This window comes from Solitalea lacus, assembly GCF_022014595.1.
Classification (GTDB): Bacteria; Bacteroidota; Bacteroidia; order Sphingobacteriales; family Sphingobacteriaceae; genus Solitalea; species Solitalea lacus.
Window position 1 is genome coordinate 20,994 of record NZ_CP091740.1, and the last position, 25,740, is coordinate 46,733.

Sequence of the window (25,740 nt, forward strand, 5' to 3'; positions counted from 1 at the left end):
ACAGCAATTTTACGACCACAAAAATAGAATAAGTTTTCAGAATATAAATACTTCTATAAATCAATGAGATTATTTTTATGTAATGAGAATATTACACTAAATGTAGGTAGAATGCAATAAACAGACAGGGATATCTTTAAGTATATCCAAAATAGAAAACCTAGGAGAAATTTTGAGTACTACTATTTTAACTCAGCACCACATTATCAATCAGCCTGGTTTTACCAACCTTGGCAGCTACTAATGCTACCAGCTCTTTTGATTGATTCCAGTCTGAAATATCTTTAAGTGTTGCTCCGTCTACAACAACCAAGTATTCAAGGGATATATCTTTTGAAAGAATTAAGGCTTTGGCATGTTCAATTGCAATTGCAACCGACTCCACTCCTACACTTTCTTTTATTGCATTTAATGCTGAAGAAAGAGTTAAGGCTAGTTGATGCTCTTCGTTACTTAAATGAACATTGCGAGAACTCATGGCAAGCCCGTCTTGTTCTCGCACAGTAGAACATCTAACAATACTCACTGGCAGATTAAGAGTTTCTACCATCTTTTTAATCACCATTACTTGCTGGTAATCCTTTTGTCCAAAATAAGCTCTTGTTGGCTGCACAATATCAAACAGCTTTTTCACAACCTGAGTAACACCCTGGTAATGCCCCGGGCGAAAAGCTCCTTCCAACACATGCTCTAAATCACCCAAATCCATATGCCAGGTTTCGCCTTTGGCATACATCTCGTCAACGGCAGGCATAAAAAGTAAATCACAATTGGCATCCTGTAATTTTTTCAAATCTGCATCCACAGGGCGTGGGTATCTTTCTAAATCAGCAGGGTCATTAAATTGAGTAGGATTTACAAAAATACTGCACACAGTAAAATCATTCTCCTGCTTCGATTGCTCAATTAAGGATAAATGCCCGTTATGCAGGGCGCCCATGGTCGGAACAAAGCCAATTGATTTTCCTTGCTGCATTGCAAGCTCCTGCTGCATTTGAGCCTTAGTTGTAATAATTTTTAACAAGCTGAAAGAGTTTAAAACTCGCAAATTTTGCAAAAAACGAACTGATTTACCAAACCATAATATGTAATTCATTTATAATTAATAAAATATTCGTACATTTGCAACATTATTGGCTTAGTACACAATTAGTTTTAAGTATCAGAAAGAAGAGCATGGCAAAGAAGAAGGTTCTGTACATCACCCACGAGATGTCGCCGTTTTTAGAGTTGACTGAAATTTCAAAAATCACCCGCCAACTTCCACAAGCAATTCAAGAACAAGGTTACGAGATTAGAGTTTTAATGCCGCGTTTTGGCTGTATTAACGAACGCCGTAACCGTTTGCACGAAGTAATTCGCTTGTCAGGGATGAATATTTCAATTGACGACAATGACAACCCTTTGATTATCAAAGTGGCATCAATTCAGGGGGCGAAGATGCAAGTTTATTTTCTTGACAACGAAGAATATTTCCAAAGAAAATACGTTTTCAGAGATGACAAAGAAAAGTTCTTTGATGATAACGATGAACGTACCATTTTCTTCAGCAAAGGAGCTATTGAAACTGTTAAAAAACTAGGTTGGACTCCAGATATTGTTCACTGCCATGGATGGATGAGCAGTTTGGTGCCAGCTTACTTAAAAACAACTTATAAAAACGACCCAATGTTTAAAAACACTAAGGTCGCTTATTCAATTTATGAGAACAGTTTCAGTGAAACTTTAAACCCTGCGTTTAGCAAAAAAGCTGTAATGAACCAAATGACACATGATGATTTGGTAAATTACGCTGATGCAACAAACAATGCTTTACACATGGGAGCTATTGGGTTTGCAGATGCAATTATTAAGGGAGATGAGAAAATTGATCCGAAAGTAGAAGAATTTATTACTCAAAGTGGTAAACCTCTTATGAATTATACTACCTTTGAAAACACTGAAGCTTTTGCACAGTTTTACGAAGAAATGGCTAACGCAGAATTGGTTTCAGCTTAATAATAAGTAATTTAGAGATCACACAGTCATATATGAAGTTGATTAAACTAGACTTATTAATTTTATTAATAAGTCTTTTTATTTTCTCGGGTTGCGAAAACCCTGATGGAATCGGACTAGATAATACCGATTATCAAAATGGAAAACAAATTGATACGTTTACCGTACAAACTCAGTTAGTAGCTGATCCTAAGGTTAGAACCGACAACAAATTTACCTATAACGGTCTTTCTACCCCTAACTTATTTAATAAACTGTTAGGTTATATGAACGACGATGTTTTTGGTAAGAGCTACGCTGAAATTAACTCACAATTGGTTAGACCAGACACTTCAGTTTTTAAATTTCCTGCTGAAAGCACATTGGACTCCGCTGTATTAACATTGGCTTATAAAGATACGTCTGCATTAGCCAATACATTTTATGGCAGCGCCACCTCTAAGCTAAAGGTTGTTGTTGAAGAACTTAGTGATCCATTGCGTGTAGATACATCTTACTACTCTGACCATTTCTTCAATGTAAAGAACATTTTCGTTGGTGGAGGTTTTTTTACTCCAAATCCCAAAACCAAAGTGAAAATCATGGACTTTATCAAGGGGAAGCCTGATACATTGAAAGCAGTTGCCGGCCACATTCGTATTCCAATTGATAAAAATTATGCCATTACAAAATTCATTGAGGCTCCAAACGGCGTTTATGACAATGCTGCTAAATTCAATGAATATATGAAAGGTTTGAAAATACGTATTGATGCAGGCCAAACCACCGGAAGTGGAGGAGCTGTTTACTTGAATGTTAGCAATTCTGAACTTTCTGCTTTGTCTCTATATTATCACAAAGTTGGAGGTGATACTACAGTACGATCGCTTAAATTATCTGGTTCGGTAGCACAAACAAACTACTTCAAACACGATTACGCAGGCTCAATTATTGAAACTTTGTTAAGCGGCGGAACTAACAATCAACAGTTTGCTTATGTTCAGGCAATGGCAGGAGTGAAAACCAAAGTTAAATTCCCTTATATTAAGCAATTAGTAAAAGACAATAAGAAAGCTATTAACAAAGCAGAACTGGTTATAACAATTGACCCGGGAACAACAGGAACCTTTACGACTCCTGCGCGTATAATATTAAACAAAGGATTAGATAACGCCGGCTCTTATATTCAAATTGCTGATTTGAGTGTAGCAGACCATAGAATGTCTCCACCTGCTGCCGGACTAAGTGGTTTATATAATACCAGCAAAAAAACATATGCAGTATTAGTTACCAAATACATCCAGGATATTTTAGATGGGAAAGAAACTGACGACAACTTGTTCTTAACGTTTGACAACCCTGCGGCAAGTGCAGAAAGAGCCGTACTTGGAGGCCCTAAAGGTCCTAGCTACAGCATGAAACTTAGAATTATATACTCTGATAATAAATAGTACAATTCTACAGTAATACTATAACTATAAAAGGAAGCCCCCGTATGAAACTCATGCAGGGGCTTCCTTTTATAAAATCCCTTGAAATAAAAACAGGATCTTCTTTTTGCTGAAAGATCCTGTTTAAACTTACAAGTGAATACTTGTTTCTATCTCTTAACTTATTACTTCGCTTTAGCGTAAAGCTCTGCAACAGCTTTCCAGTTAATCACATTAAAGAATGCAGCGATATAATCAGGACGACGGTTCTGGTATTTTAAATAATAAGCATGCTCCCACACGTCCATACCTAAAATTGGAGTTCCTTTAACTTCAGCAACATCCATCAAAGGATTGTCTTGATTAGGAGTTGAACTAACTTCCAACTTACCGTCTTTAACTAATAACCAAGCCCATCCCGAACCAAAACGGGTAGCACCAGCGTTAGCAAATTTTTCTTTGAATGCTTCAAAAGAACCAAATGTGCTATTAATAGCATCAGCTAATTCACCAGTAGGCATACCACCTGCATTTGGCCCAATAACCGACCAGAACAATGAGTGATTATAATGACCTCCTCCGTTGTTACGCACAGCCATAGGGTATTTAGATACATTATTGCAGATCGCTTCAATGCTCAAGCTCTCTGCATCGGTACCTTTAATTGCATTATTAAGATTGGTTACATAAGCCTGGTGATGTTTACCATGATGAATTTCCATGGTTAATTTGTCGATGTTAGGCTCTAAGGCGTCGAATGCGTATGGTAACGCAGGTAATTCAAATGCCATCTTTTATAGATTTTTAAAGTAAAACAATAGATGAATAAATAACCATTAAGCACCTCAATGGTTTGCTCGTAAAAATACTTGTTTATGATTAATTAATTATTGCCCTGGTGCAAGATTTTAGTTATGTGCCTCTTAAAGAGATTTATCTTTTGCCCTTAAAGAAATCCTTAATCAACTGACCGCATTCATTTTCCAGTATACCACCAACAAATTCCGTTTTAGGATGAAGTGGATTAGGGAGCAATCGCATGAAGCCTCTCTTAGGATCAAATGCTCCAAATACAATACGACCAATTTGTGCCCAATGCAATGCTCCTGAACACATTACGCAAGGTTCAAGCGTAACGTATAAAGTGCATTCATCAAGGTATTTACCATTAAGAAAATTAGCTGCTGCGGTAATGGCCTGCATCTCGGCATGGGCAGTTACGTCATTTAAGCGCTCAGTTAAGTTGTGAGCCCTGGCAATAATTCTATTTCTACAAACTACAACTGCGCCCACCGGAACCTCATCCGCTTGCAAGGCAAGCAGAGCTTCCTTTAACGCCTGTTTCATATAAAACTCATCGGTTGAAACGCTTGCTTCGTCTTCAAACTTAAATATCATAGCACAAAACTAGCATTATTAATAATCTGTGTAATCAAAAGTCTACTTTTGCTGCATGAAAACGCTGCAATTAAAAGCCAAAAAAGACAAAGCATTATGTCAGCATCATCCATGGGTATTTTCGGGCGCATTAGAGCCCATAAAGCATCAACCCGAATCAGGGGAAATAGTAAAACTCATCTCCGCTAAAGGAGACTTTCTTGCTTATGGATATTACAATCAAAATTCAAAAATTTCTGTACGAGCCATTGAATGGAATGAAGAAATTAAAGTGAATGATGGGTGGTGGAAAGAAAAGATAGAAAGTGCTCTGAAGCGCAGGAAACACTTATCCGCTGCAAAAAATCACGACTCATATCGATTAATATATAGTGAGGCCGATGGACTACCGGGCTTAATTGTTGACAAATACGCCGATTATCTTGTTATTCAGGTTTTAACTGTTGGCATTGAAGTGCGAAAACAACTAATTGCAGAAACTCTTTTCGACTTATTAAAGCCAATTGGTATTTATGAGCGCAGTGATGCTACCGCTCGAAGTCTGGAAGGAATAAAAACATCAAACGGTTTACTATTAGGAACCGAACCGCCAGAATTTACCACTATCATCGAAAATGATCTTAAGTTTGTTGTAAATATTGCCGATGGACAAAAGTCAGGCTATTTCTTAGACCAGCGTACAACTCGTAAACGCGTGGCTGCTTATGCCCAAAATCTAAATGTCCTCGATTGTTTTTGTTATGCGGGTGGCTTTACCCTAAACGCCAAAAATGCAGGTGCAAAATCAGTAATTAGTGTTGACTCCTCTGCATTGGCAATTGAAATGGTTAGAAGAAATCATCAAGCTAATGACATTCCTTTCTCAGAGGAAGAGTTGATTAAAGGCGACGCCAACACTACGTTAAGAAGATTTCAGCAAGAGAACAGAGCTTTTGATTTAATTATTCTCGACCCGCCAAAGTTAGCTCCAAGTCGCTCAATGGTTGACCGTGCGCTAAGGGCGTACAAAGACTTAAATCTGCAGGCATTAAAACTATTGAAAAAAGGAGGCTTACTAGCAACGTTTTCATGCTCAGGAGGCGTTGAACTTTCAATGCTTAAACAGGCTGTAGCTTGGGCGGCATTAGATGCAGGCAAAGAAGTGCAATTTATTGAAGTGTTCGGACAACCTGAAGATCATCCTATTCTAGCCTCATTCCCTGAATCAGAATATTTGAAAGGGCTGATGTGCAGAATTGTATAAGAATATAAAAAAGATAAATATCAAAACGGGCTTGTTTCAGTTGAAACAAGCCCGTTTTGATTGTCCTGTACAAGAAAATTATTGATCTAAATGTGAATGCAAATGAACAGGCTCTCCTTTTTTTCTTAATCGCATGTTTAAAAACTCCACTGCCAATGAGAAGGAAATTGCAAAATACAAGTATCCTTTAGGAATAGCTCCCACTTCATTACCCATTATTACCAAATGACCCAAATGCGCAGATTCCGTAATCAACATAAAGCCTATAAGAATTAAGAACGACAAGCCTAACATTTGAATAGTAGGGTGCTCATTTACAAATTTGCCTACCGGTGCTGCAAACAACATCATAATCAACATTGACAAAACCACTGCTATGATCATCAATGTTAATGCATTAGGCAATCCATTGGTCATACCAACAGCAGTTAAAATTGAGTCGAAAGAGAAAACAATGTTGATAACTGTAATTTGAAGAATTGCTCCTCCTAAACTATGCACAACTTTCTTTCCTGTTGAACTTTCATGATGTTCGATCCCCTCCAGCTTATGGTGGATTTCAGAAGTACTTTTATATAACAAGAAAATCCCTCCTGCAAGTAATATCAAGCTTTGACCTGAAAATGCCCCATGAAACCAAGATGCGTGAAACTCAATCCACGGCTCTTTCATTGAGATAAGAATGTTTATACCAAAAAGCAAGGCAATACGCATGATCATCGCTAAAAACAACCCAATATTAGTCGCTTTGCTTCTTTGCTCTCCTGGCAACTTACCGGCAGCAATTGAAATAAAGATAATGTTATCAACCCCTAATACAATTTCAAGAAATGTTAATGTAAATAGTCCCAACCAAGCGTCGGGATTAGAAATCCACTCCATAGATATAATTTAATTATTTTAATGAGGCGCCAAGATAAATATTATTGCGAAATTTATGAGAGCAGAGAATAAGGGTGAATTCCGGAAGCGTTAAGGCTCACTATATAATATTAAGCTGCTAACACTTCTAGTCCTTAAGTTTCTATTGGTGTAATGAAGTTTAAATTTATTATGCTTTATGAAAATTGTTTTAATTGGAGCCACTGGATTTGTGGGCTCACATATTTTAACAGAATTATTAAGCAGAGGTCATAATGTAACTGCTGTAGCAAGAAATGCATCGGTTTTAACGGCCCAACCTAACTTAAAGATAGTAGAGGCTGACATTTTCGAAACTGAAAATCTTACTCAAATCCTAAAAGGTCACAACGTCGTAATCAGCGCTTATAATGCCGGATGGACCAATCCTTATATTTATGCCGACTTCCTTAAAGGTTCAGCCTCAATAAATGCAGCCATTAAACAGGTTGGTATTAAGCGCTTATTGGTAGTTGGAGGTGCGGGAAGTTTGGAAATATCCCCAGGTCTACAGTTGGTTGATACCGACGAGTTCCCCGAAGAATATAAACAAGGATCATTGGCTGCACGAGATGCATTAAATCGACTAAGGGAAGAAACTAAACTCGATTGGACGTTTGTAAGCCCTGCCCAACACCTTGTTCCTGGAAAACGAACCGGAAATTTCCGTTACGGAACGGATCAGCCTGTATTTAATTCAGAAGGTCAGAATATTATTTCAATACAGGATTTAGCAGTTGCTATTGTTGATGAAATTGAAAAACCTAAGTTTATCAAGAAGCGATTTACAGTGGGCTATTAATATTAAAAAAACGCCAGAGTTAATTTTTACACCGGCGTTTTTCGTGTTTATCATCTAACCTTAATTAGTTAAACCTTACGCTTCCGTACTTTACACTAATGGCAATTTTACCATTTGATGCCCCTGTTCCATATCGACCGGAATAGCTTTTTGAGGGTTTCCAATCTTTATCATCACTTCCAACCTTTGAGATGCCTGCTCCTTTGTCTTTGTCATATCCGAAATCCCCATAAGACACATCTATTGCCACATCAAAAGTTGCATTGTCATCAAAATTTAAATTAACCCCAGAATATGCTGAATTAATAGCTAGTGACTTTAGAGTTTTAGGAACATTCAAGAGCTTAATTCCACTTGAATACTTGGTATTAATATTTCCACTTTGGTTGATTGCGTTAATACGGATACTAGAATAGTCAATATTTGCTGTAAAATTATTTACCTCTCCCAATTCCAAAGAACCGTATCTATGTGCTAATGTAAGATCATCAGCTTTTTGAAGAATCAATTTTGAGTAAGAAATATCCAAATTACCCTTTTTAATGCTTTCAATGGTTGCGCTGCCGTATTTAACAATAATAGCATTTTCGGAACTGTTAAGTTTTCCTCCTGAAAATGATCCATAAGACTCATTAATGCTTAATGCCCCGTTAAAGTCAGGAATTATGGTTGCTCCATACTTATTACTGATACTTAATGGATTGCTTTTAGGCATGTTAACAACATAATTAATTTCTAACCCTTGCTTCCCTCCTGATGAACGTTGCCGGCCCCAGTTTCCCTTACTTTCAATGTTAGTTACAAACTTAACCTCGTTCCCAACTTTGCTATCAGAAATACTCACCCTGTCAAGTTGTTGCTGAGCACTTTCTTCATTGTCTTCATACGCTGTAATGGTAACTTCAACCCTAAACTCGCTCTTATCCCACGTGTTTACTGTTACCGAACCATATTTATTATCTATAGAAAGTGCATCTCTTGAGCTTACCTGATAGGTCCTGATTACCTTTTTTGTCTTCTGTGCTTCCCATCCTACCATGGCACCATCATCGGCCATAGCGTTGGATGCAACAAGTAAAAAAGCGATAAACAATGTTTTATAATATATTAGTCTTGTTATCATACTGTTTGTTCTTGTTATTAATGCGTTGAATTATAACTAACTGTTGATTTAACAGATCGATCTGCAATTGTAAATTTTGTATCATGGCTTCTACCAATTTTTCCTGATTAGCCGCTCCTCCCAATTGGATTTTCATATTTTGATAATTCTTATCCAATCGTTGTAAATCCTCGGAGAACTCTTTGTAAAGCTCAGGCTGTTCCTTTTCAATACGTTTAAGCTCTTCCCGTTTAATCTCAATTAATGCCGCCATATGAAAGGCTGTTTGAGCATATTCCGGGTTTACACGAGCTAACGTATCTTCAGGTTGTGGGGCACGATTTGAAATTCGGAATAAAGTAAAACCGAAACCTATAACGATGGCAACTGCAGCAGCTATACGCCAGTTAAATTTGAGCTTAATAATTTTAGGCTCATTGCGCATGCTTTTATCAATTGAACGCCACACATTGGCACTTGGCTCATAAACGTCAAACTCTTCCCGATGTTCATCAACAAAGCGCTCCAAACGATATTTCATATTTCTTTAGATTTTAGACTTGAGATTTGAGAAAGCATTCGCTTCTTAAATCTTCATCATGTTTGTAATTTTTTTATTTCGCCTTTAACAACTCTAACAGTCGCTTCTTAGCTCTTATATACTGAGTTCTTGAAGTTGACTCACTAATTCTTAATATCTCTGCAATTTCCTCATGATCATATCCTTCAAGTAAATACAACGTCAACACCGTTCGATAACCATCAGCTAATTGTTGAATTGCAGCTCTAACTTCATTCACCCTCAATACTATTTCTTCTTCATCAAACACCTCATCTTCAACATCTACCTCAGGGTGACTGTCAATATCTTCAAACTTTACCCGTCTGGCTCTTAGATAATTAATAGAGTTGTTGATCACAATTCTTTTCAGCCAACCGCCAAATGTTGATTCATTTCTAAAACCATCCAACTTGTCAAAAGCATCTATAAACGATTCCTGCAACACATCTTCTGCATCTCCTGTATCATTTAATATGCGCACTGCAACGTTAAACATGCTACGCGAATACAATCGATAAAGCTCATACTGAGCTTTACTGCTACCCGTCCGGCATTTTTCTACCAGGTCGAAATGCTTATCAAGTGTTAGTGCTTCCAATTGGATCTTTTTTCGTTGTAATGACATAGGGGTTTCAACAAATGTTGCACGATGTTTACTATTTTTTGAAAAAACTTAAAAAGAGTAATTATAAAGGCGGTGATAAATCATAATGAAAATAGTTAAATTCATAGTAATTAACCGATTTTACCATTATAAATGCAACAAACTGGCTGCTTAATTTCGGCTTAATTAATTACTTTTGCGCCTCAACATACTGCAAAACACAAACATATGCATAGATCACACACTTGTGGAGAGTTAACTATAAAAGATTTAGGTACTGATGTTACCTTGAGCGGTTGGGTTGCCAAATCGCGTGATTTGGGAGGAATGACATTTATTGATTTGCGTGACCGATACGGTATTACTCAGCTGGTTTTCAACATGGAAGACAATGAGCAACTTTGTACCGAAGCACGTAAGCTTGGCCGCGAGTTTGTAATCAAAGTTAGCGGAAAAGTAATTGAGCGTTCTAGCAAAAACCTTAAAATCCCTACCGGAGAAATTGAAATTAAGGTTTCAATGCTGGAGATCTTAAATGCGGCTAAAACAGTTCCATTCTTAATTGAAGATGAGACTGATGGCGGTGATGATCTTCGCATGAAATACCGCTATCTCGACCTTCGCCGCAGTGTGGTGCGTAAAAACATGGAGCTTCGTCATAAAATGGCTCATGAAACGCGTAATTATTTAAGTCATAATAATTTTATCGAGGTTGAAACACCGGTATTAATTAAATCAACGCCTGAAGGAGCTCGTGATTTCGTAGTGCCAAGTAGGATGAATCCTGGTGAGTTCTACGCTTTGCCACAATCACCACAAACATTTAAGCAATTGTTAATGGTTTCAGGATTTGACCGTTATTTTCAAATTGTTAAGTGTTTCCGCGACGAAGACTTGCGTGCTGACCGTCAGCCTGAATTTACGCAGATTGACTGCGAGATGAGCTTTGTAGAGCAAGAAGACATATTAAATATGTTTGAAGGCTTGTTTAAGCATTTATTTAAGTCGATAAAAGGAATTGCAATCAACGATGTACCGCGCATGACTTATGCCGATGCCATGAAATATTATGGCTCTGACAAACCAGACATTCGTTTCGACATGAAGTTTATTGAGCTTAATGATATTGTAAAAGGTAAAGACTTCAAAGTGTTTGATGACGCAGAATTAGTTGTTGGTATATGTGCCAAAGGCTGTGCATCGTATACGCGTAAACAAGTTGATGAGTTAACCGAGTTTGTAAAAAAACCTCAAATTGGCGCAACTGGATTAGTTTATTGTAGATATAACGAGGATGGCACGATTAAATCATCCGTAGACAAATTCTATTCGGAAGAAGAACTTCAAAAATGGGTTAGTGCATTTGGAGCCGAAAAAGGAGACCTGATCTTAATTTTGGCCGGAAAAGCAGATAAAACCCGCAAAGCTTTAAACGAACTTCGCCTGGAGATGGGTAACCGTCTAGGACTTCGTGACAAAAACACCTTTGCCCCTCTTTGGGTTCTTGACTTCCCACTATTAGAATTTGACGAAGATAGCGGCAGATGGCATGCCATGCACCATCCATTTACTTCTCCAAAGCCAGAAGACATTGCCCTTCTTGAAACAAATCCGGGAGCCGTACGTGCAAATGCCTATGATATGGTATTAAACGGAACCGAAATTGGGGGAGGTTCTATCCGTATTCACGATAAGGAATTACAAAGCTTAATGTTTAAGCATTTAGGATTCACCAAAGAAGAAGCCCACAAACAGTTCGGATTCTTAATGGATGCATTTGAATTTGGGGCCCCTCCTCATGGTGGTATTGCCTTCGGATTTGATCGTTTGTGTTCATTATTTGCGGGATTAGATACTATTCGCGACGTAATTGCTTTCCCTAAGAACAATTCCGGGCGTGATGTAATGATTGATTCTCCTTCGACAATTGCCCATGAGCAACTGGATGAGTTGAAAATTAAAACAACCGTTTGATTAACTGTTTAAACGCCTAAAATGCCATGACCTCCATCATGGCATTTTTTATTTCCATCGAAATTGCAATACTTTTAAGGCTAACCATTTCTTTCGTTTTTAAGCTATGAGCAAAGATTCTCTATCTCGCAGAGGTTTTGTAAGCCTACTATCAAAGGCCGGTGCGCTTGGAGCCGTTTTGTCCACTCCATTAATTTCGAAGGCGGACAAGTTGTTAAAAGATGAAGAACAATTTAATTTTTTGACTGCCCCCTATTTGCAAAGCCCTACTTCTACATCAATAACATTAATGTGGCTCACCAATAAAAAGGCCTTCAGCTGGGTAGAGTATGGTGAGAATAATACCTTGGATAAAAAGGCCTATTCATCTCATGATGGATTAGTTGATGCCAATTGTCGCTTATATAAAATTAAACTCGAACATCTGGAACCAGGCAAAGAGTATCATTATAGAATTGTTTCTAAAGAGATTCTTGATTTCCATCCTTATCGTGTTACTTACGGTAAGACCATAATCAGTGAGCAGGCTAGTTTTAAAACTTTTAAAGAGAAATCTGAAACTGTTTCTATGCTTATCATGAATGATTTACATGATCGACCCGAAAGCATTAAACACATGATGAGCATAAACGGTGAAGATCCGTATGATATGGTTTTCTTCAATGGTGATATGTTTGACTATCAAACTGATGAAAAACAAATAATCGATCATATGCTTAAGCCCTGTTCGGAATCTTTTGCCACGAAAACTCCGTTCATGTATGTTCGTGGCAACCATGAGACCCGGGGCAAATTCGCTCGTGAGTTTGTAGATTACTTTGATAATATTTCCGGAAAGTTCTTTTTCTCATTTAACCTTGGCCCGGTTAGATTCGTTTGTCTGGATACAGGCGAAGACAAAGAAGACACGCATCCAGTTTATGCTGGCATAGTGGATTTTGACCACTACCGAGAAATGCAAGCGCAATGGCTTCTCCGTGAAATTGAAAAGCCTGAGTTTAAAAAAGCTCCATTCAGAGTAGTTTTAATGCATATACCACACTTCTACTCGGAAGAAGAGCACGGCAGTACGCATTCACGCAAAATGTTCGCAGACTTATTTAACAAAGGGAAAGTAGATATGGTAATTTGTGGACACACCCATACTTATAAAGTTCACGAACGTAAACCAGGCACGCATAATTATCCGATTATTATTGGCGGAGGCCCGATAGACGGAAAACGCACACTTATTAAACTAAAAGCTGATACAAAAAAACTAAGCATGCAAATGCTTGATGATAATGGTTCTGAGGTAGGCAACTATTTGGTAAGCAAAAATGCTTAATTCATAATCATTGTAAAATAATTTAATGCAAAAAGCAGAGTCAAATACTCTGCTTTTTGCATTTAGGGCAATATCTTAACCTAGGGGTTATTTTTTTGTCACCCTAATATCAATCCGGCGGTTTTGAGCCTTACCCTCTTCTGTATCATTACTAGCTACCGGGTGTTCATGTCCATAGCCTTCTGCTGAAATACGTTTTCCGTCAATACCTAATTTTTCCAACTCGGCCTTAACATTGTTAGCTCTATCTGTCGAAAGTTTAAGATTGGCTTTAGCATCACCAACATTGTCTGTATAGCCTCCAATTTTCACTTCTACATTAGGATAGGCTTTCAAAATCTCGGCAATGTTCTGCAATTGTTCTTGTGATTCTGGCTTTAAAACAGCCGAACCGGTTTCAAAAGTTAACCGGTCAAACGAAAACCATGTAGTCTTATCAACCGGTTTGTTTGCATCTTCAATAAAGGCAATCAGTTTATTTTCGATACCAAACTCAGGAATATTTAACTCAATACCATTGGGTAATTTTCTTTTGAAGAAAGCTCCCAATTTTTCTGCTGCTTTTGTTGCTGCATCAGAAGCCATCTGTGCTGCTGTGTCTACCATTTCCGTAGCCTTATCAACCATTGAGTCAACAGTTGGGGTTACAGCAGTCATATCAGGTTTTTTATTACAACTTCTCCACAAGAAAAATACTGCTAACAGCGCAACAGCAGCAAGTAATAAATTACGCAGCCATGATGATCCGCTCGGAGAAGGTGCTGCATGCTCCGCATGTCGGGCCGCCCCCGTAACTGTATCCTTTATACTTCCTAAATTGGATCCCAAATTGGCCAAACTACCCAAGCCGAGTAAACTACTTAAACCGGCTGGAGCAGCATTAATGATATTATCTTTCTGACTACCTAAAAAGCTAAGAAGACCACTCAACCCAAGACCTTCATTAACAACTTTTTTCCCTAAGAAACTCATCACTATCGTAGCTGCCAGGCTCAGAATAGAACCGGCGCTTGAACTTTTAAGCCCAGAAACACTCCCCAACATAGTGGACAATTCAGCTGTTTTATCCCCAAAAAGCGATGAAAGAAGCTTTTTCCCTTGTTCAATCACACCCCCTGATTCCCCACTACCCAACCCTGTCAATAAATCATTAGGATGAGACAGGACACTATTTGCACCTCCTCCTGCACCTTTGATCAAATCAAAGATGCCACTCATTGCAGATGAATCCGATGATTTATTTAATAACCCTGCCAAAATACTTGGGAATGCAGTTCCCATTGCTGAGCTTACACTACTAGGTGATTCATCAAACATTGAGGATGCCTGAGAAACCAAATCGGGGGAGACAAACCCTTTGAGGGTGTCAATAATATTTGTTGCCATAAATTTTAGATTTTGGTTTATAAATAGAGTGTTTACAGGTTATCTTTTAAAGATAACGTTTTCAACTGACTATTAATCAATATTTTAATAACAAAGAAGGCAGACTCTTTAATAGAATCTGCCTCGTTATAAATAGATGCTCTAAATAACAATAAATTAAAATGGAAGATCATCGTCTGGCGAATCTTGGCTTGCAGAAATTGCCGCAGGAATATGTTCATCAACCTTTCCTTGATTTTGCGAAGATTCATACGTTCCCGAAGAGCTGTAACTGCCTCCATTTACTGGTTCGTTATCACTCTTTCTTCCCAACATGGTAAAGTTATCGGCTACAATCTCCGTTTGGTAGCGCTTGTGTCCTTCCTTATCTTCCCAAGAACGGGTTCGGAGTTTACCTTCAATGTAAACCAACTTACCTTTAACAAGGAATTTCTCAGCAATGTCGGCCAAACCTCGCCACATTACAATATTGTGCCATTCAGTTTGTTCAACCTTTTTACCATCTTTTGTATATGTTTCGGAGGTTGCCAAAGGGAAACTTGCCACCTTTACACCGCCTTCCAGGTGTCTTAATTCGGGATCCTTGCCCAAATGTCCAACTAAGATAACTTTGTTAATTCCAGACATAGATAAACTGTATTTAGCTCAATTTAGATTTTTCAGAATAAGTTAAAACTTTTTTAAATAATTATCAACTAATTTTGGTACAGCATAGTTCTCCATCATTTCTCCCGCAACCCAACAACCATTTTCAAAACTATCTATCCTATAACCAATTGCTTCCATTTCCCAGAAACGGGCATATATAACTTGGTGAGATAAAACATGTTTTTTCTCATCTGAAACCGACATAATTCTGAACGATTTCCCGGGAAAAATTCTCTGAAAAAAATTGTCTTTCAGTATCTCTTCTTCAGATAATGACCTTGAGCTTTCTATCAACGGAAAATCATACATGTTTTGCCATATATCTTTTCCTAAACGCTTCTTTAACAGTACACCATCGTCCTGTCTAAAGATCAAATAATTGAAATAACGCGACTTAGTCACAATCTTTTTAGCCTTAACAGGCAATTCACTTATCTTCTGTTCTTTATATGCAACACAGGTAAGTTTTAGCGGACAATCTCCACAATTTGGAGCAACAGGTTTACATTGCCGGGCTCCAAACTCCATAATTGCCTGATTATAAACCGTAGGCTCTGCATATAATAGCAATTCATAGGCCAATTCTTTGAATTGCTTCTTTCCTGCACTGCTATCTATGGGTGTTTCAATCCCGAAATGCCTTGAAAGCAGCCGATAGACATTGCCGTCAACCACCGCATGACGTTCATTAGCAGAAAATGACGAGATAGCCGCTGCTGTATATTCTCCAACCCCCTTGAGCTTTATTAATTGCTCGTACTGTGTCGGAAATACTCCATTGTATTGTTCAATTACAATCTTTGCAGTAGCGTGCATGTTACGGGCACGGGAATAGTACCCTAACCCCTGCCATAGCTTGAGTACTTCATCTTCTGATGCCTGGGCTAATTCGGTTACTGTATTGAACCGTTCATGAAATTTATGAAAATAAGGGAGCCCTTGTTCCACACGTGTTTGCTGCAAAATAACTTCAGAAAGCCATATTACATAGGCATCTTGTGTGTTGCGCCAAGGCAAATCTCTCTTATTAATTTTGTACCATTTTGTAACTTCTTCAACAAACACTTAAAAAAATATTTTTTTGATTTTTATAATCGGTTTAAACACATAACTTTGCAACCCCAAATTAATGAAGACGTTAGGACTTTAAAAAGAAAAAAGATGACTAAAGCTGAGGTAATTGCAGAAATTGCACAAAAAACTGGAATTGAGAAAGTTGATGTAGCAGAGTGTGTTGAAGCATTTTTCAAAGTAATCAAAAACTCAATGATTGAAGGCGAGAATGTTTATGTGAGAGGATTTGGAAGCTTTGTTATCAAAAAAAGAGCTGAAAAAACTGCCAGAAATATTTCTAAAAACACTGCAATCATTATTCCTGAGCACTTTATCCCAAGCTTTAAACCGGCAAAAGTGTTTGTAGAGAAAGTAAAAAACAGCAGTGCGAAAGCTAAAATGGCTGCAGCTGCTGCAGAAAGAGTAGTAGAAGCGTAATTTAACACCCTATCAAATTGTTGTCGAGAAAACAAATAATAGTCATTCTGTCGGTAGTTATACTGGTTGGAGTTCTGTATTCACTCGACATCAAAGGGCTGGTAAACCCCAAAGAGGGCAAGAAAGCGGAGGAGGCTCAGGCCGAATCAACAGTTTCAACAGAATCGATTGCTAAATCGGCAAAAAAACAGTTAAACCCTGGAACAGCCAAACGAATTGAAGATCTGGAAGCTCAATTAGCCAAAGACCCTCAAAATGCCGAATTGAAAAAAGCACTCGCTCAAGAATGGGAAAAAGCAAGTTTAAGCTACAGCTATGTAAGTGGCTTGTACTACTATGAAATTGCCCAAACACAACCAGAGTTAAAAAATTGGTTAACAGCGGGAGATAAATTACAGGCAGGAATTTCCGCATTAAATGATAGCTTGGCAGTGAAGTTTGTTGTTGAAAAAGCAATAAATTCTTACCAAAAAGCGCTGGAAATGGATCCTGAAAATTTAGATGCTAAAACCGGTTTAGGGATCTGTTTTGTTGAAGCTACTCAAAACCCAATGCAGGGTATTACTTTGCTTCGCGAGGTAGTTGAAAAAGACCCTGAAAACGTAAAAGCAAACCTAAATTTAGGATTGTTTTCTATGCGATCAGGCCAGTATGATAAAGCTGAAAAACGCTTTATCACCGTTCTGAAAAAAGCCCCAAGTGGCGATGCTTATTTTTACCTGGGTGAAACGTATCGAAACCTGGGCCAAAAGGCTAAAGCAATTGAGGCTTATCAGAAATCAAAGGAATTCATAGTTGATCCGCAGTTTACTGCGCAAATTGACATGATTATAAAAGAGCTTAAATAAATTGTAACACCTTAAAACGACTTTAAGTTATGCCAAGCGGTAAGAAAAGAAAAAGACATAAAATGGCTACCCACAAGCGCAAAAAACGCTTAAGAAAAAACAGACATAAGAAGAAATAGTTAATCTTCTTTTCGCTATTATTGCTTACAAGGACATAAACTGCAAAACAATGCGCTTGTGTCCTTGTTTTTCGTCTATTTAATCAGTTTTTAAGGTTTACAGTAGCCATTAAAAACGATAATAGTTAGCTTATGAATAATTGTAATCATAAGCACTTTGTTGGAATTCAGTAGAGAATTAATCGTATTTCTAACCATCTCACTTGTTGGCAGTATGCTAATCAAGTAGATTATCTGGGATTTATTTTTTGGTAAAGGAACTTCTAATCAATTCAACTCCAACCGGAGTTACCATCGCCTTATTAAAAGATAAACAACTTGTAGAGCTACATCAGGAACAGCGTAATAAGAATTATGCTGTTGGCGATATTTATCTTGGCCGTATTAAAAAAATAATGCCGGGCTTAAACGCCGCATTTGTTGATGTAGGTTATGAGAAGGATGCCTTTTTGCACTACCTCGACCTCGGTCCGCAGGTACGTTCGCTATTAAAGGTAACCAAAGAAGTACGAAACGGAAGTCACAATTACCACGATCTTCAAAGCTTTAAAGGTGAAGAGGATATTAATAAAAGCGGTAAGATTTCTGAAGTTCTTAGCAAGAACCAACTAATACCTGTTCAAATTGCTAAAGAACCTATTTCAACCAAAGGCCCACGCTTAAGTTCAGATATTTCTTTAGCCGGTCGTTTTGTGGTGCTTGTACCTTTTTCTGACACCATTTCCATCTCAAAAAAAATCAAAACTTCAGCAGAGCGCATGCGTCTGAAGAAACTGATTGAAAGCATTAAACCAAAAAACTTTGGCGTAATCATCAGAACGGTTTCTGAAAACAAAGGTGTAGCTGAGCTGCATGCAGATTTAACTGAGTTGGTAAATAAATGGGAGGAGTTTGCACGCAGATTAAAGACGGCCGAGCCTACACGAAAGGTTCTGGGTGAAATCGACCGTACATCAAGCATTCTACGAGATATATTAAGCCCTGATTTTCAAAACATTATTGTTGATGATCAAGGAATTTACGAGGAAATACGTTCGTACATTCATAACATTGCCCCTGAGCAGGAGAAAATCGTTAAACTTCACAAAGGTCGTGAAGCTCTTTTTGAGCAATATGGCATTGAGAAGCAAATAAAATCATCATTCGGCCGCACTGTAAATTTCCATGGTGGAGCTTACCTGATCATCGAAAGCACTGAGGCTATGCATGTTATCGATGTAAACAGCGGTAACCGCAATGCCAGCGAAGACACTCAGGAAGAAAATGCACTGCTGGTAAACACTGAGGCTGCAAAAGAAATTGCCCGTCAATTGCGCTTACGCGATTTAGGCGGTATTATCGTGATTGATTTTATTGATATGCACAAACCGACTAACCGTAAAGCTTTATACGATGCTTTGCGTAAAGAAATGTCGGAAGACCGTGCAAAACACACAATTTTACCACCAAGTAAATTTGGCTTAGTACAAATTACCCGCCAACGTGTTCGTCCTGAAATGAATATTGTTACTGTTGAAAAGTGCCCAACTTGTAACGGTACCGGCGAGGTGAAAGCCACCATTACTTTGATTGATGACATTCAAAATAACTTGCAATATATTCTGGAAGAACAAAATGAAGACAATATTACACTATGCGTTCATCCGTACATTGCGGCTTACTTAACCAAAGGCTTTCCTTCAATCCGAATGAAGTGGTTGTTCAATTACCGTAAATGGGTAAAAGTTAAAGCTGTTACTTCATATACGTTAACTGAATATCATTTCTTTAATCCTAGCGAAGAAGAAATCTCTTTCTAGGGCTTGTCATACTTTAGAAAGCGCTATTCATTAGAATTATTATAAAAAAGGAGCCGAAGCTCCTTTCATATTCTTTTTTATCAATTAAGCTTGAACAGGCTCTTTTAATTTATTCCTTATGATTAAGTAAATAATACTTCCAATCAGTGGGAATAACACAATCAAAAGTATCGACAATAAGGTATTAGTACCTGACATATTAGAACGCACAATATCTACTAAACATACCACCCACAATATCAGAGATGGCAAAATTACAATTAGGCCAAAAAGCAGTAATACTATTTCACCTGTGCCAAGATTAAGAAAAGCTAATAAGGTATTCATAAATAAAATTTTTAGGTTGTATTTCAAATATAGTGACCTTTCCTAAAAAGTATACTCAAAGCAAAGCAATCTTATTCCATTTTTTAAATAGGCAATGTGAAAATTTATTAGGCTTATTGCCCATAATTTTCACATTTTCATATTCTCAAATTTTTCAATTTAACTACGTTGTCAAAAATTAAAACCTCCTATTTCTGTCAAAGCTGCGGCTACCAGTCACCTAAATGGCTAGGCAAATGTCCTTCATGCTTATCATGGAATACCTTTGTTGAAGAGGTGATAGAAAAAACTAATAGTAATATTCCTGACTGGAAAGCCCCATCAACTTCAACAAGTTTTCAACGGGCTGCCAAACCACAAGAAATCACCTCTATTGCATATAATGAACAACAGCGCATTCTCACCCATGATGGTGAACTCGACCGTGTTTTGGGAGGAGGGATTGTCCAAGGATCATTAGTGCTGATTGGAGGAGAGCCTGGTATTGGGAAATCAACTTTAATGCTACAATTGGCGTTAACATTGAAGAATCAACGAGTACTTTATGTTTCTGGCGAAGAAAGTGATCAGCAGATAAAGATGCGAGCGGAGCGCATCGATAATGCCAGAGGAAGCGGAAACTGCTACATTCTTACAGAAACCTCTACCCAAAATATTTTCAAGCAGATAGAAGAGCTGGAGCCCAATATTGTCATTATCGATTCGATACAAACATTATATTCTGCTCATATTGACTCAACTCCGGGAAGCGTATCACAAGTTCGGGAATGCACAGCCGAGATGCTCCGCTTTGCGAAAGAAACTTCAACTCCGGTATTCCTGATAGGCCATATAACCAAAGACGGAATGATAGCCGGCCCAAAAATACTGGAGCATATGGTTGATACTGTTTTACAGTTTGAAGGCGACAGGCATTATTCGTACCGCATTTTGCGTGCAGTAAAAAACCGTTTCGGCTCTGCCGCTGAATTGGGCATTTACGAGATGCAGGGAAGCGGCCTAAGAGAAGTGAGTAATCCATCGGAAATCTTATTATCGCAGCGTGATGAGCCTCTTAGTGGCGTTACCGTGTCAGCAACTGTTGAAGGTGCTCGTACCATGTTAGTTGAAACGCAGGCATTGGTTAGCCACTCTGCCTATGGCACTCCACAACGTTCTGCCACAGGTTTTGATATCCGGAGGATGAACATGCTGATTGCAGTTCTGGAAAAAAGAGGCGGCTTCAAGCTTGGAATGAAGGATGTTTTTGTAAATATTACTGGTGGAATCAGGATTGAGGATCCGGCAATCGATTTGGGACTTGTTGCAGCAATTATCTCCTCAAACGAGGACATTCCCGTTTCTTATAAAACTTGCTTTGCTGCCGAGGTTGGCTTATCCGGCGAAATCAGAGCCGTTAACCGTATTGAACAACGCATTGCTGAAGCAGAGAAACTAGGATTTGAACAAATATTTATTTCAAAGTACAACCAAAAATCATTGGATTTAAAACGATTTAACATCGAAATTGTTAGTGTTGGTAAAATTGAAGAAGTGTTTAATTATTTATTTGGTTAACTATGAAAACAATCGGACAGGTTTACATTGAAAATGTTAAGAAGCTTTTCAATTCACAAAAAGAACTTGCAGACAAAACATTTGCACAACTAACTGACAATGAATTGCATTTTACCCCCGATGAAAATACCAACAGCATAGCCATTCAAATTCAGCATATAAGCGGCAATATGAAATCCCGATTTACTGATTTTTTTATTTCTGACGGAGAAAAACCTAATCGTAATCGTGATGAAGAGTTTCAAGAGCGACAATTAACGAGAAGTGAATTACTAGCAACCTGGGAAAGTAGCTGGACTACTCTGATGAATTTGCTAAATACTCTTAAAGACGAGGACTTGCTTAAAACCGTATATATACGTTCAGAGCCTCACTCCGCTTTGGATGCCATCAATCGGCAGGTTAATCATTATGCGTATCATGTTGGCCAAATTGTTCAATTGGGCAAGCTCATTAAAAAAGACAAATGGAGTTCTTTAAGTATCCCACTGAATCAATCACAGGCTTTTAACGATTCCTTTATGAAAAAATAATGCAACTATAACTAAAATATTTCCAGCCAATTACGACCTTAATTCAACTTTATTTCGTATCTTATTTCAGATAAGATTAAACCATTATTCTTAAAATTAGTCTACTTAACCGATACGTATAAATACGCAAATTGAAAATATTATATTGAACTGAATTAAAGTAAAATTACTTTTGGAATAGAAAATTAAACCCAAAGCCTATGGATTTAAATTTAAACGCTCAAACATCTAAATTAGAAAGTATTCCAACCGTTTCTAAGCTCTCGAAAGTATCTTCTGTATATGAAGCTACTGATGGCAAAAATATAGACAATCAAACTGTTAAATTATACCGCAAAGAAGTAATACTTCCGGTTCTTTTAATGTTGGCAACATTAATTATTGGGAACAATACTGGTATTTCTGCTCCAGAGCTAACGATGATAGGAATAGGTTGTGTATGGTACATTGTTTCATGTTACAAAGTATTTCGTGAAGACGAAAAGAACTAATCTTTAATTATTTTTTGAGTATGTAAAAACGGTCGGCAATTACAATTACCGACCGTTTTTTTAGTTCAATGAACTTAAATTCTCATTGTGCAATACATTTTTCCCTTCCGGCGTATAAAGCATTTCAATGCGATCATGATAATGTTCGGCAATCTTACCCCGCACCATTTTCATAGTGCTATTCAAGAAATGATTTTGCTCGGTAAAGCCTTCTGGTAAAACAGCAAAAGTTGCAGGTAACCAGCGCTCCGGGAACATTCCGGAGAATCTTCCGGCACCTTTATACTCATTAAGTTCTGACTGTAAAATTTTAACTGCCTCTTTTTTACCCTCAATTGACTCCCATTCAATACCCTTTTGTTTTAAATATGACTTTATCGACTCTTTATTAGGAACCAATAATGCAGTAGTATAAGCATCCTGGTTATTATGCAGCATCACCTGATCGATAAATTTAGAGTTCTGCACCAATGACTCCTCAATTCCTTCTGGACTGTATTTCTCACCGTCGCCACCAATAAGCAGACTTTTAAAGCGACCTAAAACATACAGAAAACCATCCTCATCCATATAGCCCAAATCACCGGTATGAAGCCATCCATCTTTAATTGTATCTGCTGTGGCAACTTCATTCTTCCAGTAGCCAATCATCACGTTTTCGCCTTTAATCACTATTTCTCCTTTTTGCCCAACGGGAAGGGCGTTACCCTGCTCATCGCAGATTTTCAACTCCATTGGCTGTACCAAATAACCTGACGAGCCCAGTTTGTGCTTTTTAAGCGCGTTTGACGAAATAATTGGAGTAGCTTCCGACAAACCATAGCCCTGAAACATTGGTACGCCTATGGCATAGAAAAAGCGCTGCAAATCAATATCAAGCAAAGCGCCACCACCAATAAAGAAATTTAACTGGCCACCGAAAGCCTCTCTTACTTTTGAGAAAATGACTTTATCATAAAACGAAAGCAGAACTTTATAAAAAGGATTTACCCCTTGTCCTTTATTAAATCCTTCACGATTGTACTTATATGCAGTTTCTAATGCATGGTTAAATAATTTTTCAGTTAATCCTCCTTTTTGCTTTATGGCGGTTTCAATATTCTTTTTAAAGTTTTTAGCCAATGCCGGCACACTCAATAACAGATTAGGCTTAACCTCTTTCATGTTAATAGGAATATTCTTCAAGGTATCCATTGCATTCTTACCCGGATCAACGGTAGCAACACTAGCTCCAGAAGCCATAAAACTGTAAAAGCCGGCGACGTGGGCAAAGCAATGATCAAGTGGCAAAATGATTAATGTTTTCCAGTTTGATGGAATATCCATCAGACTTAGGGCTTGCTCAACATTTGCAGTGTAATTGCGGTGCGAAAGGATAATACCTTTAGGATCTGCAGTTGTACCTGAAGTATAACTGATATTAGCAAAATCATCCCCCTCAATCGATTTGTAACGCAACTCAAAATCAGCCTTATTATTAGCCAAAAAAGTTCTTCCAGCTTCCGTTACAGTAGAAATGTGAACTTCTTTTGATTGATAATTGCTTACATCATCAAAAAGAATAACCTTTTCAATAGCAGTTAGCTTATCAATAATTGCACGAATTTTAGGCAGATTTCGCGCTGAAACCATTATATATTTAGCATCAGAATGTTGAATACGGAAAATAAGATCATTGCTTTCTTCAAGCTTTACAGAAAGAGGAACATTTATAGCCCCTGCATGTAAAACACCAAGCTCACCAATTATCCAGGCATTGCGACCTTCTGATAGAAATGCAATTTTATCATTTTTTTGCACTCCCATTGCCATCAATCCGGCACCAAGAAGATGCACCTGTTCACAGGCTTGCCCATAGGTTAAGGCTTGGTAATCTCCGCTTTGCTTTTCCCACAAAAACGGATTATTAGTATATTTATTTACACTCTCTTCAAACAGATCAACTATTGTTTTCATAACATAGTAAAAAGACAAATATAATCTTTCTCAAAGTCAGGAAATCAAGTTAATCAATACTTCTCAATGGGCCTATATTTAACTGCCATATTACCGCCTGATATTATTGCTGAAGAAATCAATGAGTTCAAAAAGATATTTGCTACTCAGTACAACTCTGTTTATAGTTTAAAAGTATTGCCACATATTACACTTATTCCTCCAATGAAATTAAGCGATCAAATAGAAAGTTTAGCATCAGCCGCATTGGAACAATTTGCTGAAAGACAAAACACTTTCTCAATTGAGCTCAACGGATTTGGTTATTTCTCAGGAAGACATAGTGATGTTGTTTATGTAAAACCTGAACCAAATGTTCAGTTATTAGCTTTTCAAAAAGAATTGACAAACATGCTTAGATCTGCAGACTTCGAAATTAATTTACCTTCTTCCAATTTCAATGCTCACCTTACAGTTGCCAATCGTGATTTAGATAAAAAAGAGAGAAAGAAAGCATGGCAAGAGTTTGAAAACAGATCTTATGCAAGGACTTTTGAGGTAAGGGAGTTTCACTTGCTGAAACATGATGGGCACAAATGGCAAAGATTTAAAGCCTTTAAGTTCTGATGAAAAATAAAAGCGGCACCTTCTTTAAAAGTGCCGCTTCAAATTAAATTATTCCTACTGACCTTTTTTCTCTTCTTCAATGATTTTTTTTGCCTTTTCTTTATGTAGATAAATTTGGAACCCTACATTAAGATTTACTGCATTAGTAGTTGTTGAACTACCAAATCCAATTGTAAGATTGTACTTTAACAAACCCTCCAGCCCTATATTTGGAGTAAGGAAATAGGCTAATCCAGGCCCAAAACCAAGTCCTAATCCATTAGTATTACTTCCAGCCAAATTCTCGCCCTGGAAGCCTGCATTGGCCTCTAAGAACCATGTACTTCTTTTAGAAAATTCAATACTTGGATCCTCAAAATACTTACGACCAAATGCTCCCACGCCATACCTAAAGTAGTTGTCGCCACTTGAATGTGTATAGCTAAAGTTAACATTTGGACCAACAGCCAAGTTATCTTGGATAAAGAATCCTACCATTGGTGTAATTCCAAAATTAAAGACATCATTATCGCTTTGAAAAATACCTCCTATATTGGCCAATTGTGCCCCTATGAGGAAGTTGCCTTTTTGGGTTTGAGCTTTAACAGTTACCGTAACTGCCAATAGCAAAATAAAGAGAGTAGAGAGCTTTTTCATAAAGATTAGCGTTTAATTTTAGAT

26 protein-coding genes are annotated in these 25,740 nt (G+C 37.7%); 13 read left to right on the forward strand and 13 right to left on the reverse strand.

Going from position 1 to position 25,740, the window contains the following annotated elements; all coding sequences use genetic code 11:
- Positions 1-187 precede the first annotated feature (187 nt).
- Complete coding sequence (gene panC, locus L2B55_RS00025; protein WP_237848027.1) at positions 188-1,096, reverse strand: pantoate--beta-alanine ligase; 909 nt, start codon at positions 1,094-1,096, stop codon at positions 188-190.
- An 80-nt stretch (positions 1,097-1,176) separates the two neighbouring features.
- On the opposite strand from panC, the gene L2B55_RS00030 reads away from it, so the two are divergent.
- Positions 1,177-1,998 (forward strand): glycogen/starch synthase, encoded by an 822-nt coding sequence (locus tag L2B55_RS00030; RefSeq protein ID WP_237848029.1) that lies wholly within the window; start codon positions 1,177-1,179, stop codon positions 1,996-1,998.
- A 32-nt stretch (positions 1,999-2,030) separates the two neighbouring features.
- Complete coding sequence (locus L2B55_RS00035; RefSeq protein ID WP_237848031.1) at positions 2,031-3,428, forward strand: DUF4270 family protein; 1,398 nt, start codon at positions 2,031-2,033, stop codon at positions 3,426-3,428.
- A gap of 164 nt (positions 3,429-3,592) precedes the next feature.
- Here L2B55_RS00035 and L2B55_RS00040 read toward each other — a convergent pair whose 3' ends face one another.
- Together L2B55_RS00040 and L2B55_RS00045 are read right to left on the reverse strand one after the other, a co-directional pair.
- Positions 3,593-4,198 (reverse strand): superoxide dismutase, encoded by a 606-nt coding sequence (locus tag L2B55_RS00040; RefSeq protein WP_237848032.1) that lies wholly within the window; start codon positions 4,196-4,198, stop codon positions 3,593-3,595.
- Positions 4,199-4,340: 142 nt separating this feature from the next.
- Positions 4,341-4,805: a nucleoside deaminase gene (locus L2B55_RS00045; RefSeq protein WP_237848034.1), complete on the reverse strand. Its 465-nt coding sequence runs from the start codon at positions 4,803-4,805 to the stop codon at positions 4,341-4,343.
- Positions 4,806-4,860: 55 nt separating this feature from the next.
- Here L2B55_RS00045 and L2B55_RS00050 point away from each other — a divergent pair, with 55 nt between their 5' ends.
- Positions 4,861-6,048, forward strand: a complete 1,188-nt coding sequence (locus tag L2B55_RS00050) for a class I SAM-dependent rRNA methyltransferase (RefSeq protein WP_237848036.1) — start codon at positions 4,861-4,863, stop codon at positions 6,046-6,048.
- 78 nt (positions 6,049-6,126) lie between these two features.
- Here L2B55_RS00050 and L2B55_RS00055 read toward each other — a convergent pair whose 3' ends face one another.
- Positions 6,127-6,930 carry a TerC family protein gene (locus tag L2B55_RS00055; RefSeq protein WP_237848038.1) on the reverse strand — a complete coding sequence of 268 codons (804 nt, stop codon included), beginning with the start codon at positions 6,928-6,930 and terminating at the stop codon, positions 6,127-6,129.
- 178 nt (positions 6,931-7,108) lie between these two features.
- Here L2B55_RS00055 and L2B55_RS00060 point away from each other — a divergent pair, with 178 nt between their 5' ends.
- Positions 7,109-7,750 carry an NAD(P)-dependent oxidoreductase gene (locus L2B55_RS00060; RefSeq protein WP_237848040.1) on the forward strand — a complete coding sequence of 214 codons (642 nt, stop codon included), beginning with the start codon at positions 7,109-7,111 and terminating at the stop codon, positions 7,748-7,750.
- Positions 7,751-7,814: 64 nt separating this feature from the next.
- Here the strand turns inward: L2B55_RS00060 and L2B55_RS00065 are convergent, their stop codons facing one another.
- The 3 genes from L2B55_RS00065 to L2B55_RS00075 all read right to left on the reverse strand — a co-directional run bounded on the left by L2B55_RS00065 (position 7,815) and on the right by L2B55_RS00075 (position 10,039).
- Complete coding sequence (locus L2B55_RS00065; protein WP_237848042.1) at positions 7,815-8,873, reverse strand: hypothetical protein; 1,059 nt, start codon at positions 8,871-8,873, stop codon at positions 7,815-7,817.
- Complete coding sequence (locus L2B55_RS00070) at positions 8,848-9,393, reverse strand: hypothetical protein (RefSeq protein WP_237848045.1); 546 nt, start codon at positions 9,391-9,393, stop codon at positions 8,848-8,850. The genes L2B55_RS00065 and L2B55_RS00070 overlap by 26 nt, the downstream gene beginning before the upstream one ends.
- A 73-nt stretch (positions 9,394-9,466) precedes the next feature.
- Positions 9,467-10,039, reverse strand: coding sequence for an RNA polymerase sigma factor (locus L2B55_RS00075; protein ID WP_237848047.1), 573 nt, complete (start codon positions 10,037-10,039; stop codon positions 9,467-9,469).
- 207 nt (positions 10,040-10,246) lie between these two features.
- Here L2B55_RS00075 and aspS point away from each other — a divergent pair, with 207 nt between their 5' ends.
- Both aspS and L2B55_RS00085 read left to right on the forward strand, forming a co-directional pair.
- Positions 10,247-11,992: an aspartate--tRNA ligase gene (gene aspS, locus L2B55_RS00080; protein WP_237848049.1), complete on the forward strand. Its 1,746-nt coding sequence runs from the start codon at positions 10,247-10,249 to the stop codon at positions 11,990-11,992.
- A gap of 106 nt (positions 11,993-12,098) precedes the next feature.
- Positions 12,099-13,319, forward strand: a complete 1,221-nt coding sequence (locus tag L2B55_RS00085) for a purple acid phosphatase family protein (protein ID WP_237848051.1) — start codon at positions 12,099-12,101, stop codon at positions 13,317-13,319.
- Between the two features lie 87 nt (positions 13,320-13,406).
- On the opposite strand, the gene L2B55_RS00090 is transcribed toward L2B55_RS00085, so the two are convergent.
- The 3 genes from L2B55_RS00090 to mutY all read right to left on the reverse strand — a co-directional run bounded on the left by L2B55_RS00090 (position 13,407) and on the right by mutY (position 16,418).
- Positions 13,407-14,705, reverse strand: coding sequence for an OmpA family protein (locus L2B55_RS00090; protein WP_237848053.1), 1,299 nt, complete (start codon positions 14,703-14,705; stop codon positions 13,407-13,409).
- Positions 14,706-14,861: 156 nt separating this feature from the next.
- A complete protein-coding gene (locus L2B55_RS00095) occupies positions 14,862-15,332 on the reverse strand; it encodes a single-stranded DNA-binding protein (protein WP_237848055.1) in 471 nt (156 codons plus the stop codon).
- 42 nt (positions 15,333-15,374) lie between these two features.
- Positions 15,375-16,418, reverse strand: a complete 1,044-nt coding sequence (gene mutY / locus L2B55_RS00100) for an A/G-specific adenine glycosylase (protein WP_237848057.1) — start codon at positions 16,416-16,418, stop codon at positions 15,375-15,377.
- A 48-nt stretch (positions 16,419-16,466) separates the two neighbouring features.
- Here mutY and L2B55_RS00105 point away from each other — a divergent pair, with 48 nt between their 5' ends.
- The 3 genes from L2B55_RS00105 to L2B55_RS00120 all read left to right on the forward strand — a co-directional run bounded on the left by L2B55_RS00105 (position 16,467) and on the right by L2B55_RS00120 (position 19,610).
- Complete coding sequence (locus L2B55_RS00105; protein ID WP_255696526.1) at positions 16,467-16,844, forward strand: HU family DNA-binding protein; 378 nt, start codon at positions 16,467-16,469, stop codon at positions 16,842-16,844.
- Between the two features lie 17 nt (positions 16,845-16,861).
- Positions 16,862-17,692, forward strand: coding sequence for a tetratricopeptide repeat protein (locus tag L2B55_RS00110; RefSeq protein WP_237848060.1), 831 nt, complete (start codon positions 16,862-16,864; stop codon positions 17,690-17,692).
- A 367-nt stretch (positions 17,693-18,059) separates the two neighbouring features.
- Entirely contained in the window at positions 18,060-19,610 is a 1,551-nt protein-coding gene (locus L2B55_RS00120; protein WP_237848062.1) for an Rne/Rng family ribonuclease, read from the forward strand.
- Between the two features lie 84 nt (positions 19,611-19,694).
- Here L2B55_RS00120 and L2B55_RS00125 read toward each other — a convergent pair whose 3' ends face one another.
- Complete coding sequence (locus tag L2B55_RS00125) at positions 19,695-19,937, reverse strand: PLDc N-terminal domain-containing protein (protein ID WP_237848064.1); 243 nt, start codon at positions 19,935-19,937, stop codon at positions 19,695-19,697.
- Between the two features lie 168 nt (positions 19,938-20,105).
- Here L2B55_RS00125 and radA point away from each other — a divergent pair, with 168 nt between their 5' ends.
- The 3 genes from radA to L2B55_RS00140 all read left to right on the forward strand — a co-directional run bounded on the left by radA (position 20,106) and on the right by L2B55_RS00140 (position 22,518).
- The gene (gene radA, locus L2B55_RS00130) at positions 20,106-21,494 is read left to right on the forward strand and encodes a DNA repair protein RadA (RefSeq protein ID WP_237848066.1); all 1,389 of its coding nucleotides are present in this window, start codon (positions 20,106-20,108) and stop codon (positions 21,492-21,494) included.
- Between the two features lie 2 nt (positions 21,495-21,496).
- Positions 21,497-22,027 (forward strand): DUF1572 family protein, encoded by a 531-nt coding sequence (locus tag L2B55_RS00135; protein WP_237848068.1) that lies wholly within the window; start codon positions 21,497-21,499, stop codon positions 22,025-22,027.
- Positions 22,028-22,227: 200 nt separating this feature from the next.
- The gene (locus tag L2B55_RS00140) at positions 22,228-22,518 is read left to right on the forward strand and encodes a hypothetical protein (protein ID WP_237848070.1); all 291 of its coding nucleotides are present in this window, start codon (positions 22,228-22,230) and stop codon (positions 22,516-22,518) included.
- A gap of 60 nt (positions 22,519-22,578) precedes the next feature.
- On the opposite strand, the gene L2B55_RS00145 is transcribed toward L2B55_RS00140, so the two are convergent.
- Entirely contained in the window at positions 22,579-24,474 is a 1,896-nt protein-coding gene (locus L2B55_RS00145; protein ID WP_237848072.1) for an AMP-dependent synthetase/ligase, read from the reverse strand.
- Between the two features lie 66 nt (positions 24,475-24,540).
- Here L2B55_RS00145 and L2B55_RS00150 point away from each other — a divergent pair, with 66 nt between their 5' ends.
- A complete protein-coding gene (locus L2B55_RS00150) occupies positions 24,541-25,080 on the forward strand; it encodes a 2'-5' RNA ligase family protein (protein ID WP_237848074.1) in 540 nt (179 codons plus the stop codon).
- A 54-nt stretch (positions 25,081-25,134) separates the two neighbouring features.
- Here L2B55_RS00150 and L2B55_RS00155 read toward each other — a convergent pair whose 3' ends face one another.
- Positions 25,135-25,716, reverse strand: a complete 582-nt coding sequence (locus L2B55_RS00155; protein WP_237848076.1) for an outer membrane beta-barrel protein — start codon at positions 25,714-25,716, stop codon at positions 25,135-25,137.
- Between the last annotated feature and the right edge of the window lie 24 nt (positions 25,717-25,740).